This is a genomic window from Bradyrhizobium sp. I1.14.4, assembly GCF_050435825.1.
Taxonomy (GTDB): domain Bacteria; phylum Pseudomonadota; class Alphaproteobacteria; order Rhizobiales; family Xanthobacteraceae; genus Bradyrhizobium.
Window position 1 is genome coordinate 29659 of sequence record NZ_JBNDLA010000005.1, and the last position, 15925, is coordinate 45583.

The following is a 15925-nucleotide window of genomic DNA, read 5'->3' on the forward strand; positions in this document are numbered from 1 at the left end:
ACGGCTTGAATTATCGGCCGAGCCCATGACAATGGCCGCCAAAGAGAGCCAACCATCGGTCGTCATGCCCGGCCTTGTGCCGGGCATCCACGTCTTTCTTTGCCGCGGTTTCGAAAGACGTGGATGGCCGGGTCAAGCCCGGCCATGACAAGAGCAGATGCGCCGGGAGAGACGCCATGAATATGCGAGACAAGAGCCGGTATCATGAGGTGCATGCCCGCTCGCTTCGAGACCCCGAAGGCTTTTGGGCGGAAGCGGCGCGCGAGATCGACTGGATCGAGCCGGCGAAGAAGATCTTCGATCCCGCCGTGGGTGCCTATGGACGCTGGTTCGCCGGCGCCGTGGTCAACACCTGTTACAACGCGCTGGATCGCCATGTCGCGAGTGGCCGCGCCAGCCAGGTCGCGCTGATCCACGATTCTCCGCTCGCCAACACGATCACCAAATTCACCTATTCCGAGCTGCTGGAGGAAGTGCAGACGCTCGCCGCCGTGATGCAGGATTTCGGCGTGACCAAGGGCGATCGGGTCATCCTCTATATGCCGATGGTGCCGGAGGCCGTTGTCGCGATGCTCGCCTGCGCGCGGATCGGCGCGGTGCACAGCGTGGTGTTCGGCGGCTTCGCCGCCAAGGAGCTCGCGACCCGCATCGACGACGCCAAGCCGAAGCTGATCTTCTCGGCGAGCTGCGGCCTCGAGCCCGGCCGCATCGTGCAATACAAGCCGTTGCTCGACGAGGCGATCCGCCTCGCCGGCACCAAGCCCGAGACCTGCATCATCCTGCAGCGACCGCAGCATGGTTGCGAGCTCACCGCGGGCCGCGATCATGACTGGGCGGCGCTGCGCCGCGCCGCTTTCGATGCCGGCAAGGCTGCGCCCTGCGTGCCGGTGCTTGCGACCGATCCGCTCTACATCCTCTACACTTCGGGCACGACCGGAATCCCGAAGGGCGTGGTGCGCGACAATGGCGGTCATCTCGTCGCGCTGAAATGGTCGATGCACAATCTCTACGGCGTGAAGCCCGGCGAGATCTGGTGGTGCGGCTCCGACATCGGCTGGGTGGTCGGTCACTCCTACATCGTCTACGGCCCGCTGATCCACGGCGCGACCACGATCATGTATGTGGGCAAGCCGGTCGGCACGCCGGATGCAGGCGCGTTCTGGCGCGTGATCAGCGAGCACAGGGCGGTTGCCTTCTTCACTGCGCCGACCGCGTTTCGCGCGATCAAGAAGGAAGACCCCGAAGGCAAACTGCTCAGGAGCTACGACCTCTCGAGCTTCCGCACCCTGTTCCTTGCCGGTGAGCGCGCCGATCCGCCGACGGTGGAGTGGGCGGAGCAGCAGCTCAAGGTGCCTGTCATCGATCACTGGTGGCAGACCGAGACCGGCTGGTGCATCGCCGGCAATCCGGTCGGGCTGGGCCAGCTGCCGGTCAAGCACGGGTCGCCGACGGTGCCGATGCCGGGCTACCAGGTCGACATCGTCGACGAGGCGGCGAAGCCGCTGCCCGCGGGCACCATGGGCTCGATCGTGATCAAGCTGCCGATGCCGCCGGCCTGCTTGCCGACGCTGTGGCAGCAGGACGACCGCTTCAGGGACGCCTATCTCACGGAATTCCCCGGCTACTACAAGACCTCGGACGCCGGCTACAAGGATGAGGACGGCTATGTCTGGGTGATGGGCCGTACCGATGACATCATCAATGTCGCCGGCCATCGGCTCTCGACCGGCGGCATGGAAGAGATCCTGGCTTCGCATCCCGACGTCGCAGAATGCGCCGTGCTCGGCGTCAAGGATGCGATCAAGGGCGAGGTGCCCTGCGGCTTCCTGGTGCTGAAGGCCGGTGTCACGAAGACGCCGGACCAGGTCGAGAAGGAGGTCGTGGCGCTGGTGCGCGAGAAGCTCGGGCCGGTCGCAGCGTTCAAGCTCGCGATCACGGTGGCGCGGCTGCCGAAGACCCGCTCCGGCAAGATCCTGCGCGGCACCATCAAGAAGATCGCCGACGGCGAGCCGTGGACCATGCCGGCGACGATCGAGGACCCCAAGGTGCTCGACGAAATCGGCGAAGCGCTGAAGGGCAAGGCGTAGCCGCGATCGTCGTTCTGAAAAACGAAGCGACGAAGCATGCGGTGACACACATCCGAGAGAGCACGTCGTGTGAACCCCTCTCCCTAGCCCTCCCCCGCAAGGGGGGGACCCTGCCGTCGGTGCTTCCCTCATGTGAGGCAAGCACACTGGTCAGGCTCCCTCCCCCCTTGCGGGGGAGGGTTGGGGAGAGGGGTAGGCCGCGGGTGAGATGATCGACGAGTGTATGGTCGTGCAATCGGCTGCTAGTCCTCGAAACGCATTTCCGAGCAAAACGGCCTTGATTTTGATGGATTGCCGGGTCATCCCGGCTTTTCGAACGTCATGTCGTCACGAGATACGGACCCACGGATGCGATCGATTTCCGCACGCGCGCCCCTTGCATTGCTGCTTGCACTGCCGTTGCTGGCAGGCTGCCTCGAACGCGGGCGGTCGCCGATCGCGGAGAGCATGGGCGACGACGATCAGTACTGTCAGGCCAATGGCAAGCTAGCGGTCGGCTCGCCCGAATATGTTGCTTGCCGCAAGGACCGCGACGTCCAGCGCCAGAACGCCGAAGCCCGCACCGATCGGCGGCAGCGCGATCTCGGCGAATACATGATGAACCATCCGGACGTGCACTGAGCGTCACTGACGGTCCGCCGTCACGCCGATCGCATGCGTCCACAAGCAAAAACGCGGCGAATCGCTTCGCCGCGTTTCGTATTGCGTTTTCGAGTTGCGCAGGTCGCGCTTACTCTTCGTCGTCGGCGGCCTTCTTGCCGCCGATCGTCTTCAGCTTGGCGAACACGGCATCGACATTGAGATCGTCGTGCCGCTCGATCGGCTGATCGTCCTCTTCCTTGCGCGTGGTCTCGGAGGCCGGCAGCAGCGTGGCGCCGCCATAGACGGTCGTGGTCGGCTTCTCCTTGGCGGCGCGCTGCACCTCGAAATCGAGTTCGATCTGCGAGCACAGGCCCAGCGTCACCGGATCCATCGGGGTCAGGGTCGAGGCGTTCCAGTGGGTGCGGTCGCGCACGCTCGCGATCGTGGTCTTGGTGGTGCCGACCAGACGCATGATCTGGGCGTCCTTCAGCTCGGGGTGGTTACGCACCAGCCAGAGGATCGCGCTCGGCCGCTCATGGCGGCGCGACACCGGGGTGTAGCGCGGGCCCTTCTTCTTGGCGGCGGAGGGCAGCACCACCTTGCTCTCCTGGAGCCTGAGGCGATAGTTCTGGTCCCTCTCGCCGCGTTCGATCTCCTCGCGGGTCAGCTGGCCGTTGGAAATCGGGTCCATGCCCTTGATGCCCTGAGCCGCGTCGCCGTCGGCGATGGCGCGGACCTCGAGAGGGTGCATTTTGGTAAAATCGGCCACCTGATCGAACGTCAGGGCGGTATTGTCGACCAACCACACGGCAGTCGCCTTCGGCATCAGCGGTGCGTTGCTCATGGCAAATCTCCTTTGTGCTTCGCCCACCTCTGTCGAGGCGAAGCTGGTAGTCATCAGCGATGACGGGAATTATGGGGTCTATATAAGCCCTCAGGGGGGAATGGCGCAATGGGCCAGCAAAATCGCCTTGACAGAGCCCCAAAGCAGTCCCAAGTCCTTATTCAAATTGGCCGTTCCCTGCCCGCCGGCGAGGGGTGATTCGGTCCCGAGATTGCCCCGAGACAGCCCGATGTCAGCGAAAAAACCCGATCTTAAAATCGTGCTTTGTTCCCCCCGCGGCTTTTGCGCCGGGGTGGTGCGCGCCATCGACACGGTCGAACGTGCCCTCACCATTTATGGAGCGCCGGTCTATGTCCGGCACGAAATCGTCCATAACAAGTATGTGGTGGACAGCCTGAAGACGAAGGGCGCTATTTTCGTCGAGGAATTGGCCGAAATCCCCGACGATACCAATGCGCCGGTGGTGTTTTCGGCCCACGGCGTTCCCAAATCGGTTCCCGCCGAAGCGAAATCCCGCAATTTCTTCTCGCTGGATGCGACCTGCCCGCTGGTGACCAAGGTCCACCGCGAGGCATCGATCCATTTCAAGCGCGGCCGCGAGATTCTCCTGATCGGGCACTCCCATCACCCCGAGGTGGTCGGGACGGTCGGCCAGCTGCCGGCGGGCGCCGTGACCCTGATCGAGACCGCCGAGGACGCCAAGACCTTCACCCCGAAGGACCCCGACAACCTCGCCTTCGTGACCCAGACCACGCTGTCGATCGACGACACCGCGGAGATCGTGGCGCTGCTCAAGGAGCGCTTCCCGAACGTCAACGGTCCGCACAAGGAAGACATCTGCTACGCCACCACCAACCGCCAGCTTGCGGTCAAGAAGGTGGCGCCGGTGGTCGATGCCCTGATCGTGGTCGGCGCGCCGAACTCGTCGAACTCGCAGCGGCTGCGCGAAGTCGCCGAGCGCGAGGGCTGTCCTATTGCCGTGCTTGCCCAACGCGCCAGCGATATCGACTGGGAGCGTTTTGAAGGCATCACGAGCCTCGGCATCACCGCAGGCGCCTCGGCGCCGGAGGTGATCGTCGAGGAGATCATGGGCGCCTTCGCCGAGCGCTTCGAACTGCACGTGGAGACGGTCTCGGCCGCGGAGGAGAATGAGTTCTTCCCGCTGCCGCGTTCGCTGCGGCCCGACGCTGCCGCGGCGGAATAAGCCATATGGCGGTCTACACCGACGTTGCCGCCGAAGACCTCGCGGAATTCCTCAAAAGCTACGACATCGGCGAATTGCTCTCCTACAAGGGCATCGCCGAGGGCGTCGAGAATTCGAACTTCCTGCTGCACACCAGCCAAGGCGCCTACATCCTCACGCTCTATGAGAAGCGCGTGGCGGAGGACGACCTGCCGTATTTCCTGTCGCTGATGGCGCATCTTGCCGAGCGCGGCGTGTCGTGCCCACAGCCGGCGCGCAACCGCAAGGGCGAGGTCTACAGCCGGCTTGCCGGCCGGCCCGCGGCGATCATCAACTTCCTCGAAGGCGTATGGCCACGACGGCCGAACGTGGCGCATTGCGCCGGTGTCGGCGATGCCCTGGCCAAGATGCATCTCGCCGGCCGCGACTTTCCGCTGGTCCGCAAGAATCCGCTGTCGGTTTCCGGCTGGCGGCCGCTGTTCGATCTCGCCGCCGCGCGGGCCGACAGCGTGCAAGCGGGGTTGCACGACTTCATCGCGCGCGAGCTCGATCATCTCGAAGCCTCGTGGCCGACCGATCTACCGGTCGGCGTGATCCATGCCGACCTGTTTCCCGACAACGTCTTCTTCCTCGGCGACAGGCTGTCGGGCTTGATCGACTTCCCGTTCGCCTGCAACGACATCCTGGCCTACGACGTCGCGATCTGCCTCAACGCCTGGTGCTTCGAGCCGGATCATTCCTTCAACGTCACCAAGGCGCGCGCGCTGCTCAATGCCTATGGCCGCGAGCGGCAATTGTCGGCGGCGGAAGAGGCCGCGCTGCCGCTGCTTGCGCGGGGAGCATCGATGCGCTTCCTGCTGACGCGGCTGGTCGATTTCCTCAACGTGCCCGAGGGCGCGCTGGTGCAGCCGAAGGATCCGCTGGAATACGTCCGCAAGCTGCGCTTCCAGCAGAACGTCGCGAGTCTGCGCGACTACGGCATCACGCCGGCTGGATGCGCGGCGTGAGCGACAAGCCGCACGTGATTGTCTACACCGATGGTGCCTGCTCCGGAAATCCCGGACCGGGCGGCTGGGGTGCGATCCTGAGATTCGGCGACGTCGAGAAGGAATTGAAGGGCGGCGAGGCGCACACCACCAACAACCGCATGGAGCTGATGGCGGCGATCTCGGCGCTGGAAGCCCTGAAGAAACCCTGCGTGGTCGACCTCACCACCGACAGCCAGTATGTCCGCCAGGGCATCACCGGCTGGATCCACGGCTGGAAGCGCAATGGCTGGCGCACCGCCGACAAGAAGCCGGTCAAGAATGTCGAACTGTGGCAGCGCCTCGATGCCGCGCTGAAGCCGCATGAGGTGCGCTGGCACTGGATCAAGGGCCATGCCGGCCACGCCGAAAACGAGCGCGCCGATGAGCTGGCGCGCGAGGGCGTGGCGATGGCGAGGTTGAAGGGGTAGGGCGCCGCTTGCCGGCTGCGCATCAGCGATCCCGGCTACCGCCATGCTCAAAACTGTCATCGCCCGGTCGAGCCGGGCGATGACAGCCAGTTTGCGGCGAGAGCGTCAGTTCAGAGCTGCCCGAGCAGCGTGTCGCCGCCGGAGACTTCGACCTTGCCCGGGGCGGGCTCCTTGTTGAGCTTCTTCACCACGCCGTCCTCGACCAGCATCGAGTAGCGGTGGGAGCGGATGCCGAGGCCGTTGCCGGAGGCGTCGAGCTCCATGCCGATCGCCTTGGCGAAGTCGGCATTGCCGTCGGCAAGGAACACGGCTTCGTCGCGCTGGTCGGTGTCGCGCTTCCAGGCGTTCATCACAAAGGCGTCGTTGACCGAGACGATCGCGATGGTGTCGACGCCCTTGTTCTTGATGGCGTAGGCGTTGAGGAAGATGCTGGGCAGATGCATCTTGTGGCAGGTGCCGGTGTAGGCTCCGGGCACTGCGAACAGGGCGACCTTCTTGCCCTTGAAAATGTCGTCGGTGGTTTTGACCTGCGGACCCTCGGCGGTCATCACGCGAAACTTGGCTTCCGGCAGCTTGTCGCCAACATTGATCGTCATCGTTGTTCTCCCTCGGTGAAGCGGAATTGTCTTAAACCCGGCGCGCTAACCGCACAATACGGGCTGATGGAGGAACGGCAATGCCGGAAGCTGGTCACCGTTCCGTCATCAGCCGGAAAATCCGCCCGCATTGAGAAAAGCCCGCTCCTCGGCGGTCGTTTCCCGGCCCAGGACATGATTACGGTGCGGGAAGCGGCCGAACCGGCGAATGATGTCGGCGTGGTCTTCGGCGTATTTCAGGTTGTCGGGATGGCCACCGCATTGCCGAAACAGCACCACGCAGCGCTGCTGGTCGGCGAGGTGCTCCGAATGCATGAACGGCAGATAGAGGAATTCGCGCAGCAGCGGATCGATCCGCGCGTCGACGCCGCGGTCGATGGCGCGGCCAGTCACCTCACGCGCCAGCGCATCGCTGGCATAGGTCCGGGCGTCCCCGCGAAACATGTTACGGGGAAACTGGTCGAGCACGATGGTCAGCGCCGCCGCGCCGTCGTCGCTCGCCTCCCATGACGACAACTCGCCGGCAACCGCCTTCTCCCAGGTGGCGAGAAAGCGGCTGCGTATTTCGGCATCGAAGGCATCGTCGCGCTCGTACCAGCGGTCGCGGCCGGCCTTCAGCCAGAAGGCGAGGATGTCGGCAGGCGTCGCGAAGCATGCGTCAGTCATGGTCCACGCCCGCATCACGCGTGTTCAGGCCGCAGCCTTCTTCTCGTCGCGCAATTCGCGGCGCAGGATCTTGCCGACATTGGTCTTCGGCAGGTCGGTCCTGAACTCGATCTGCTTCGGCACCTTGTAGGCGGTGAGCTGGGTGGCGCTGAACTTGATGATGTCCTCTGCGGTGAGGTTCGGGTCCTTCTTGACCACGAACGCCTTCACGGCTTCGCCGGACTTCGCGTCGGGCACGCCGATCACGGCGCATTCGAGCACGCCCGGATGGCTCGCGATCACTTCCTCGATCTCGTTCGGATAGACGTTGAAGCCGGAGACCAGGATCATGTCCTTCTTGCGGTCGACGATCTTGGTGAAGCCCCGCTCGTCCATCACGCCGATGTCGCCGGTGCGGAAATAGCCGTCCGCGGTCATCACGCGCGCGGTCTCGTCTGGCCTGTTCCAGTAGCCCGCCATCACCTGCGGGCCCTTGGCGCAGATCTCGCCGGCCTGACCGAGCGGCAACTCGTTGCCGTCGTCGTCGCGGATCGACAGATGCGTTGAGGGCACGGGCAGGCCGATCGAGCCGGAGAACTCGTCGGCGTCGGCGGGATTGCAGGTCAGCGTCGGCGAGGTCTCCGACAGGCCGTAGCCTTCCGACAGCGCGCAACCGGTCACCTTCAGCCACTTCTCTGCGACCGGCTTCTGCGTCGCCATGCCGCCGCCAAACGAGGTCTTCAGCTTGGAGAAGTCGAGCTTGTCGAAACCGGGCGTGTTCAACAGGCCGTTGTAGAGCGTGTTGACGGCGGGGAAGCTGTTGACCTGGTACTTCGACAGCTCCTTGATGAAGCCCGCCATGTCGCGCGGGTTCGGGATCAACAGATTGACGCCGCCGGCGCGCACCGCGAGCAGGTAGCACGCGGTCAGCGCGAAGATGTGGTAGAGCGGCAGCGCGCAGACGATGAAGAGCTGCTCGACATGCGGCGGCTTCTTCAGCGCCGGCTGCAGCCAAGCGTCATTCTGCAGGACATTGGCGAGCACGTTCTGATGGATCAGCGTGGCGCCCTTGGAAATGCCCGTGGTGCCGCCGGTATATTGCAGGAAAGCGACGTCCTCGCGCGTCAGTACGGGCTTGTTGAGCTTCATGCCGCGGCCGGCCGACAGCGCCTCGTTGAACGTGACCGCGCCGGGGATCGACCAAGCCGGGACCATCTTCTTCACCCGGCGAACCACCAGGTTGACGATCACGCCCTTGAAGCCGAGCAGGTCGCCCATGCTGCCGACGATCACCTGCTTCACCGCGGTGTTCGCCAGCACCTTCTGCACGGTGGTGGCAAAGTTCTCCAGCACGATGATCGCTTCCGCGCCGGAATCCTTCAGCTGGTGCTCGAGCTCGCGCGGGGTGTAGAGCGGATTGACGTTGACCACCGCATATCCGGCGCGCAACACGGCGGCGGTCGCGACCGGGTATTGCAGCACGTTCGGCATCATCAGCGCGACCCGCGCGCCTTTCTGCAGGCCCTTGCTCTGGAGGTAGGCGCCGAGCGCCGTCGACATCTCGTCGAGCTCGCGATAGGTGATCGCCTTGTCCATGCAGATGAACGCCTTGCGATCGGCGAATTTCTTGAAGCTCTCTTCGAGCAATTCGACCAGCGACGAATATTGCGTGACGTCGATATCGGCGGGCACGCCGGCCGGATAATGCTTGAGCCAGATGCGCTCCATAATGGTCAATCCCCTCTCTTATAAATTTGGCTGATGTCCCGGATTGCTTCCGGGTTTTCCGACCCTTGACCGTGTCCTGGCCGCGTCATTTCAGGCAGTATTGAGCGATGCCGCGGTCAATGGCAAGCCGCTGCGCGGTATCGACGCATTGGAGGAAAGGACGGTCGGGGGGCTCTGGCTAGCCGGCTGGCTTGGCGTCGGCTTTCGGCTTGGCGTCGGCCTTCGGCTTGTCGGCAGCTTTGGGCTTCGCAGCAGGCTTTGCCGCCGTCGCCGGCTTGCCGGCAGGCTTTGCGGCGGCCTGCTTGTCTGCGGCCGGCTTCGCAGCTGCGGCATCCGGCTTGGCGTTGGCGTGACGCACAGGCTTGGCCGCCGGCTTGTTGTCCGACTTGGAGGCGTCGTCCGCCGCATCGGGCTTCTTGCCCGCGACGCGGGTATGCTTGCCCTTGGCGCGCTTGACCGGCTGCATCTTCTCGGTGTCGGCCTCGACCGCGGCGATCAACGCAGCGCCGGTCTTGGTCGGCCCCGTATAAACCACGACCGGTTCGGACGCCGTCGCCGGCTGCGCCAGCATGTCAGCCGGTTTTGTTGGCATCGCGGCCTGCAGGCCCGAGGCGAAGAAGCTCACGCCACCGTCGCCATTGGTGCTGGAGCTTCCGGCGCTGGCGACGGTGTCTTCCCCGTCCTCATCGCTGGCCGGCCGCTTATGTTTGGCGCCGCACATCTCCTCGCGCAGGTTCGGCGGCGTGGAATCGATCGGCACCAGATTGTCGACGGTGCCGAGCGAGGGCCGCAGCCACGCCAGCCCGTTATTGGCAAAGCCCCGATCCAAGAGCTGCGCGGCGCGGATCGCACGCATGCGGCCCGAGGAGGCGCCGAGCACGACGGCGATCAGCCGCTTGCCGTCGCGCGTCGCCGACGCCACGAGATTGTAGCCGGAGGCGCAGATGAAGCCGGTCTTGAAGCCGTCGGCGCCCGGATAGCGGCCGATCAGCTTGTTGAAGTTCTGGGTGATCCGGCGGCCGAAGCGGATCGAGGGGATGTGGACGAAATACTCGTATTCCGGCAGGTCGCGGATGATGGCGCGGGCGAGGATCGCCATATCGCGCGCCGAGGTGATCTGGCCGTCGGCGGGCAGGCCGTTCGGATTGACGTAGCTCGTCTGCGTCATGCCGAGCTTCTGGGCGGTCTGGTTCATCATGCCGGCAAAGCCGTCGATCGAACCGCCTACGCCCTCGGCCAGCACCACGGCCATGTCGTTGGCCGACTTCACCAGCATCATTTTGAGCGCGTTGTCGACGGTGACCTGGGTGCCGGGCCGGAAGCCCATCTTCGATGGCGACTGCGAAGCTGCGTTCGGCGACACCGTGAGCAACGTGTCGAGCGATACGCGGCCATCCTTGACCGCTTTCAGCGTGACATAGGCCGTCATCAACTTGCTGAGCGAAGCCGGGTACCACGGCATCGTCGCATTGTCGGCCTGCACCACCTTTCCGGAATCGGCCTCGACGACCAGCAGCGCTTCGGCCCGCGCCATCTGCGGCGCTGCGATGGCGAGCATCGCGGCGGCCAGAATCCATTTCAACGACGGGCGCAGCGGGCGAGGAAAATGCACGAATCCGGTTCCGGTCCTTTGAGACCCGCCTTCAAAAAAGGAGGTCTTGCGATTGTGACGTACGGGTTTCAAGCGTGTCCGGCGCCGCTTTGCGGCGATGCAAACCCTATACCGGCTTGCCAGCAGAGAACAGAGGCCGTCCAATTATATCGTGGACGAAATCGGCTGAATTTCGGCAGCCGCCTCAATTGGAAAGCCGGAATTATGATGTCTCGATGCCGGCGCGCGCCTGCTCGTGGACCATGAACTGGGCACGCGCGAGATCGGCAAAACGCCCGCCTTTCGCCACCAGTTCATCGAAAGTTCCGCTTTCGATCACCCGCCCCTGGTCGAACAGCAGGATGCGGGTGGCGTGGCGGATGGTCGAGAGACGGTGCGCGATCACGAAGGTGGTGCGGCCCTTCATCACTTCGTCGAGAGCAGCGTTCACCCTGGCCTCGGTGACGGCGTCGAGCGCGCTGGTCGCCTCGTCGAGGATCAGGATCGGCGGATCCTTCAAGAGCGCACGGGCAATCGACAGCCGCTGACGTTCGCCGCCCGAGAGCATGCGGCCGCGCTCGCCGGCATGGGTGTCGAATTTCCTTTCGCTGCGCTCGATGAAATCCAGCGCCTGCGCGCGCGCCGCGGCGGTGCGCAGTTCCTCATCGGTCGCATCGGGCTTGCCGACGCGCAGATTGTCGGCGAGCGAGCGGTTGAACAGCAGCGCCTCCTGGAACACCACGCCGATGTTTCGCCGCAGCGCCGTCAGCTTCAGCGCGCGTATATCCATACCGTCGATCTTGATGATGCCAGATTGCGGATCGAACGCGCGATGCAACAGCGCGATCGCGGTGGATTTGCCGGCCCCGGTCGAACCGACCAGGGCGATGGTCTGGCCGGGCAACGCGGTGAAGGTGAGATCCTCGATCGCCGGCCGCTTGCCGTCATAGGAGAACGAGACGTCGTTGAACTCGACCAGGCCGGACAGCCGTCCAGGATCGACCGCGCCGGGCCGGTCACGCACCGCCGGCACCGCATCGAGCACGTCGAAGAATTCCTGCAAGCGAGGCGCCTCCATGAACACGTTGTTGATGAAGCCCACCACCTGCTCGAGCTTCTGGATCAGCATGGTGGCGAACGAGACGAACATCACGATCTCGCCGACCGTGGTGAGGTCCTGGTTATGCAGCGCGATGCCGACGGTGAAGATCGCGAGCACCGTGATCGTGGTCGAGGCGCGCGTGATCACGGTGACCAGCGCCCACCACGACAGCACCGGCATCTGCACCGCGAGCAGCTTGTCGGCGACGTAGCGCAGGCCCTGCACCTCGGAATCGATCCGTACGAAGCTCTGCACCAGCGCGACATTGCCGAGCGCGTCCGAGGCGCGCGCCGAGAGGTCGCTGTAATAGGCCTCGACCTCGCTCTGCATGCCGTAGGTCTTGCGCACCACCAGCGTGGTCAGCACGGTGAACACGACGCAAAGCGCGAACAGCAGGATCGCGAGCCGCCAATTGATGTAAAGCGAGAGCGGCAACAGCACGACCAGCGACATGATCGCGGCGAAGTGCTCGCGGAAGAAGCCGAGCCAGAGTCGCCACAGCGCATCGGTACCGTTCAGCATCACCTTCATCAGCCGCCCGGAATGGGTGCCGGAGTGGAAGGTCAGCGGCAGCTGCAGGATGTGCTCGAAATAATCAGTCAGCACCGCCTGGCGCTGGCGGTGCGCCAGCCGGTCTGCCTGCAGCGCAACGATCGCGCTGCAGCCGATCGTGAACAGGCCAAACGCCGCCCAGGCGACCAGCAGCGGCCATGCCGAGGAGGTCGCGAACAATCCGGTGACCGGCCGGCCCGACAGGACGTCGACGATCTTGCCGAACAGCACCGGCTCTGCGAATTGCGCGCCGGCGAGCAGCATGTTGGCCGCGGCGAGGATCCAGCCGAGCCGTGCCTCCTTGCCGAGCAGTTCGAGGACGCGGGTATAGAGGCGGAGCATGGACATGCCGGCGGGACTCGTAAGCGGTGGACGCAAGGTCAGGCGGGATGTGATCTAATCAGGGTTCGTCGCCGAGGACCAGCGGTGGACGATGTATGACACTCCGTCATGGCCGGGCATGGCCGTCGAAGGGACGGCGTGGCTTCGCTCGCCTATGGTCCCGGCATCCACGTCTATCCGGCAAGCGGTGACCAAAGGCGTGGATGCCCGGGTCAAGCCCGGGCTTGACGACGACGAAGAGATGCGATCCTCAATTCACCAGCCGGCCGTCGATCGGCGGCAGGAACTGCTCGTCGAAGATGTCGGTGGCGTGCGGCCGCTTCTGGAATTTGAAGTCCTCAGCTAGCTGGTCGACCGAGCGTTCGAAGCGCTCCGTCTCGATGCCGCCGATGCCGTTGCGCTTTACCTCGCCGGTCAGGATATTGTCGCGGATGATTGCCTGCAGCCGCTCGAGCTCCAGATCGCGCGAACCGCCATCCATTCGGCTCACCACCTCGCTCGCCGCGCGGGCCGGGTCCTTGACGGCGAGGTTGGTGCCGCCGATCACCGCGCGCACGAACCCTTTCACCGCGGCCGGCTTCGCCGTGGCAAGGCGCGGGCTGACGATCACGGCAAAGCCGTAGGCCTCGCAGCCATGGTCGGCGAAGCGAAGCACCGCGAGATCGTCGGCAGGCACGCCGCGATCCCGCAAATTGATCGCCGAGAGATAGGAGAAGCCGGTGACGGCGTCGACCTGGCCTGCGGAGAGCATCGGCTCGCGCACCGCAGCGCTGATCGTGTTCAGCTTCACGCTCGAAAGCTTGATGCCGTTCTGTTTTGCGAGCGCCGGCCACAGCCGGATCGAGAGGTCGCCCTCGGCGACGCCGAGGTTCTTGCCCTGGATGTCGGTCAGCGCCTTGATGCCGCGGCTCTTGCGGGCAATGATCGCATAGGGCGCCTGGTTGAACAGCACGAACACCGCCTTGACCGGGGCAGCACCAGGCTTGTCGCGAAAGCGGATCAGCGAGTTGATGTCGACGAGCGCGAAATCGCTCGAGCCGTCGGCGACGCGCGCGATCGCGTCAGCCGAACTGGTGGCGACGTTGGTGCCGACGGCAAGGCCCTCGGCGCTGAAAAGGCCGCCGGCCGACGCCATCACGAAGGGGGCAGCGGCAGCATCAAGCGGGCGGTCGAGCGTGAACTGGATGGTGAGCGGCGGCGGCGGTGGATCGCTGGCGTGGAGCGGCGCCAACGCCGGCCACACGCCGCCCGAGAGGCCGATCATGCCGGCCAGTATCCAGCGGAGAGCGATGGTCCGACTTACCTGCATCGTGAAAATCCGGGAGGCGAGACAAAGTGCCGCGCCGGCTGCACCTGCTTCATGACACCGAATGCGCCAAGGCAAGGGTCATTTCAAGGCGCAATTTCAAGCGTTATTTGCAGGCATTCTGCCTCAGCCAAGGTGAACGGCCGATGACTGTCAAGGTCTGAGTTGCCCAGGTCTGATTTGCCACGATTTCACCTCAGGTTGTTCAGCTTGCATTCGGTTTGGGGAACCTAACCTAGAGGTGGTGGTTAGCTGACCATGGCCCGTCGGGCCGGCTTCCACAAAGGATGACTGCAATGTTTGCGCGAAAAGGTATTTTTTCGTCTGTTGGCCGCGCAGCCACATTGGCAACGGTTGCCGCAGTGGCGTTGACAGCCGTTGAGCCGACGTTGGCGTTCGCAGGCTCTGCTCCGGCCGGCAAGGCGGCGACTGTGACCACATCGCACGGCACGAGCGGCGCGACCGACATCAGCGCGCGCCGTCGTTACTATCGTGGTGGCGGCGGTGGTGCGGCTGCTGCGGCCGTGTTCGCCGGGATCGTCGGCACGGGTCTCGCGATCGCCGCAGCCCAGAGCCGCCGCGACTATTACGATTCCTACGGCTACTATGGCGGCCCGGGCTACTACGGTGGTCCCGCCTATTATGGTGGCGGCCCGGTCTACTATGGCGGCGGACCGTATTATGATTATCGCGGCTATTACGGGCGCCGCTCGCAACTACCTTATCAACCGTACTGACACCCGTCGGCGGTTCTCGGAACTGTCACAAAGTACCGAATCCACCGGCTGCAAGGCCGGTGGATTTTTTGTCGTCGATTGCGCCGTTAACACGCTGGCGACGCGTTTCGACTAGGCTCGAAGGATGAGTGATTCGATCGAACGGCTTTACCAGGCGGTGATCGCGGCCAAGGATCTTGATCCGGCTACGTCGCGCACGGCACGGTTGTTCCAGCGCGGGCCGGCCAAGATGGCCAAGAAGCTCGCCGAGGAAGCGGTCGAGGTCGTGATCGATGCCATCAGCGGCAAGCCGGATGCTGTGGTCCGGGAGAGCGCGGACCTGCTCTACAATCTCACGGTTCTCTGGGCGTCGGCCGGCGTGAAGCCGGAGGATGTCTGGCGCGAGATGGGGCGGCGCGAGCGGCTGCTCGGGATCGCCGAGAAGCTGCCGAAGTCGCCGGTCAAGGTCTCTAAGACCGCGCCGGTCCCGGTGGTCCGGCGTCGAATTGTCGCGCTGGAGAACCGGCTGCGCAAACGGCAGCCATAAATCACCTCAAATCAACCCATTCCCGGCATGGACAAATCCGCTCCATGATGGTTCATCGCGCCCATGTTGAAACGGATTTACAACTGGTGCGTCGATGCGGCCGACAAGCCCTACGCACTCTGGATTCTCGCGGCCGTCGCCTTCGCCGAGAGCTCCTTCTTCCCGATCCCTCCCGACATCATGCTGCTGCCGATGTCGCTGGCGCGGCCGAAGCGGGCCTGGTGGTTCGCGGCCGTCTGCACCGTCGCGTCCGTGACCGGCGGCGTGCTCGGCTACGCGATCGGCGCGCTGCTCTACGACTCGCTTGGGCAGTGGCTGATCCATCTCTACGGCCTTTCCGGCAAGGTCGACGCGTTCCGCGCCTCGTATGCCGAGTGGGGCGCCGTAATCATCCTGGTGAAGGGGCTGACGCCGATCCCCTACAAGCTCGTGACCATCACCTCGGGCTTTGCCGGCTACAACATCTGGCTGTTCGTTCTGTGCTCGATCATCGCGCGCGGCGGCCGCTTCTTCTTCGTCGCGGTGCTGCTCAACCGCTATGGCGATTTCATCCGCGCCGAGCTCGAGAAGCGGCTCGGCCTGTGGGTCGCGATCGGCGCGATCGTGCTGGTGCTGGGCTTCGTTGTCGCATTCAAGCTGATCTAACTC

General features: G+C 64.4%; 15 protein-coding genes. 8 read left to right on the forward strand and 7 right to left on the reverse strand.

Annotated elements, in window-relative coordinates; translation table 11 throughout:
• The first annotated feature begins 182 nt into the window (after positions 1–182).
• A complete protein-coding gene (locus ABIB78_RS12255; RefSeq protein ID WP_429025326.1) occupies positions 183–2087 on the forward strand; it encodes a propionyl-CoA synthetase in 1905 nt (634 codons plus the stop codon).
• Positions 2088–2435: 348 nt separating this feature from the next.
• The gene (locus ABIB78_RS12260) at positions 2436–2708 is read left to right on the forward strand and encodes a hypothetical protein (protein WP_429024574.1); all 273 of its coding nucleotides are present in this window, start codon (positions 2436–2438) and stop codon (positions 2706–2708) included.
• Positions 2709–2817: 109 nt separating this feature from the next.
• On the opposite strand, the gene ABIB78_RS12265 is transcribed toward ABIB78_RS12260, so the two are convergent.
• A complete protein-coding gene (locus tag ABIB78_RS12265; RefSeq protein ID WP_429024576.1) occupies positions 2818–3513 on the reverse strand; it encodes a DUF1013 domain-containing protein in 696 nt (231 codons plus the stop codon).
• A 229-nt stretch (positions 3514–3742) separates the two neighbouring features.
• Here ABIB78_RS12265 and ispH point away from each other — a divergent pair, with 229 nt between their 5' ends.
• Genes ispH through rnhA form a run of 3 tightly spaced genes read left to right on the forward strand, consistent with a single transcriptional unit; the run spans position 3743 to position 6152 of the window.
• On the forward strand, positions 3743–4717 hold the full coding sequence (ispH, locus tag ABIB78_RS12270; RefSeq protein ID WP_429025329.1) for a 4-hydroxy-3-methylbut-2-enyl diphosphate reductase: 975 nt from the start codon (positions 3743–3745) through the stop codon (positions 4715–4717).
• A 5-nt stretch (positions 4718–4722) separates the two neighbouring features.
• On the forward strand, positions 4723–5703 hold the full coding sequence (locus ABIB78_RS12275) for a homoserine kinase (protein WP_429024578.1): 981 nt from the start codon (positions 4723–4725) through the stop codon (positions 5701–5703).
• On the forward strand, positions 5691–6152 hold the full coding sequence (gene rnhA / locus ABIB78_RS12280; protein WP_429024580.1) for a ribonuclease HI: 462 nt from the start codon (positions 5691–5693) through the stop codon (positions 6150–6152). The genes ABIB78_RS12275 and rnhA overlap by 13 nt, the downstream gene beginning before the upstream one ends.
• A 110-nt stretch (positions 6153–6262) precedes the next feature.
• Here the strand turns inward: rnhA and ABIB78_RS12285 are convergent, their stop codons facing one another.
• The 6 genes from ABIB78_RS12285 to ABIB78_RS12310 all read right to left on the reverse strand — a co-directional run bounded on the left by ABIB78_RS12285 (position 6263) and on the right by ABIB78_RS12310 (position 14017).
• On the reverse strand, positions 6263–6748 hold the full coding sequence (locus ABIB78_RS12285; protein ID WP_429024582.1) for a peroxiredoxin: 486 nt from the start codon (positions 6746–6748) through the stop codon (positions 6263–6265).
• A 108-nt stretch (positions 6749–6856) separates the two neighbouring features.
• Positions 6857–7414 (reverse strand): DUF924 family protein, encoded by a 558-nt coding sequence (locus ABIB78_RS12290; protein ID WP_429024584.1) that lies wholly within the window; start codon positions 7412–7414, stop codon positions 6857–6859.
• Between the two features lie 24 nt (positions 7415–7438).
• On the reverse strand, positions 7439–9121 hold the full coding sequence (locus ABIB78_RS12295; RefSeq protein WP_429025331.1) for a long-chain fatty acid--CoA ligase: 1683 nt from the start codon (positions 9119–9121) through the stop codon (positions 7439–7441).
• Between the two features lie 178 nt (positions 9122–9299).
• Entirely contained in the window at positions 9300–10733 is a 1434-nt protein-coding gene (locus ABIB78_RS12300) for a D-alanyl-D-alanine carboxypeptidase family protein (RefSeq protein WP_429024586.1), read from the reverse strand.
• A 202-nt stretch (positions 10734–10935) separates the two neighbouring features.
• A complete protein-coding gene (locus ABIB78_RS12305; RefSeq protein WP_429024588.1) occupies positions 10936–12714 on the reverse strand; it encodes a glucan ABC transporter ATP-binding protein/ permease in 1779 nt (592 codons plus the stop codon).
• 244 nt (positions 12715–12958) lie between these two features.
• Positions 12959–14017, reverse strand: a complete 1059-nt coding sequence (locus ABIB78_RS12310) for an ABC transporter substrate-binding protein (protein ID WP_429024590.1) — start codon at positions 14015–14017, stop codon at positions 12959–12961.
• Positions 14018–14310: 293 nt separating this feature from the next.
• On the opposite strand from ABIB78_RS12310, the gene ABIB78_RS12315 reads away from it, so the two are divergent.
• From ABIB78_RS12315 to ABIB78_RS12325, 3 genes are all read left to right on the forward strand, one after another.
• On the forward strand, positions 14311–14751 hold the full coding sequence (locus ABIB78_RS12315; protein ID WP_429024592.1) for a hypothetical protein: 441 nt from the start codon (positions 14311–14313) through the stop codon (positions 14749–14751).
• A gap of 124 nt (positions 14752–14875) precedes the next feature.
• Entirely contained in the window at positions 14876–15277 is a 402-nt protein-coding gene (gene hisE, locus ABIB78_RS12320; protein ID WP_429024594.1) for a phosphoribosyl-ATP diphosphatase, read from the forward strand.
• Between the two features lie 63 nt (positions 15278–15340).
• Complete coding sequence (locus ABIB78_RS12325) at positions 15341–15922, forward strand: YqaA family protein (protein ID WP_429024596.1); 582 nt, start codon at positions 15341–15343, stop codon at positions 15920–15922.
• Positions 15923–15925: the final 3 nt, after the last annotated feature.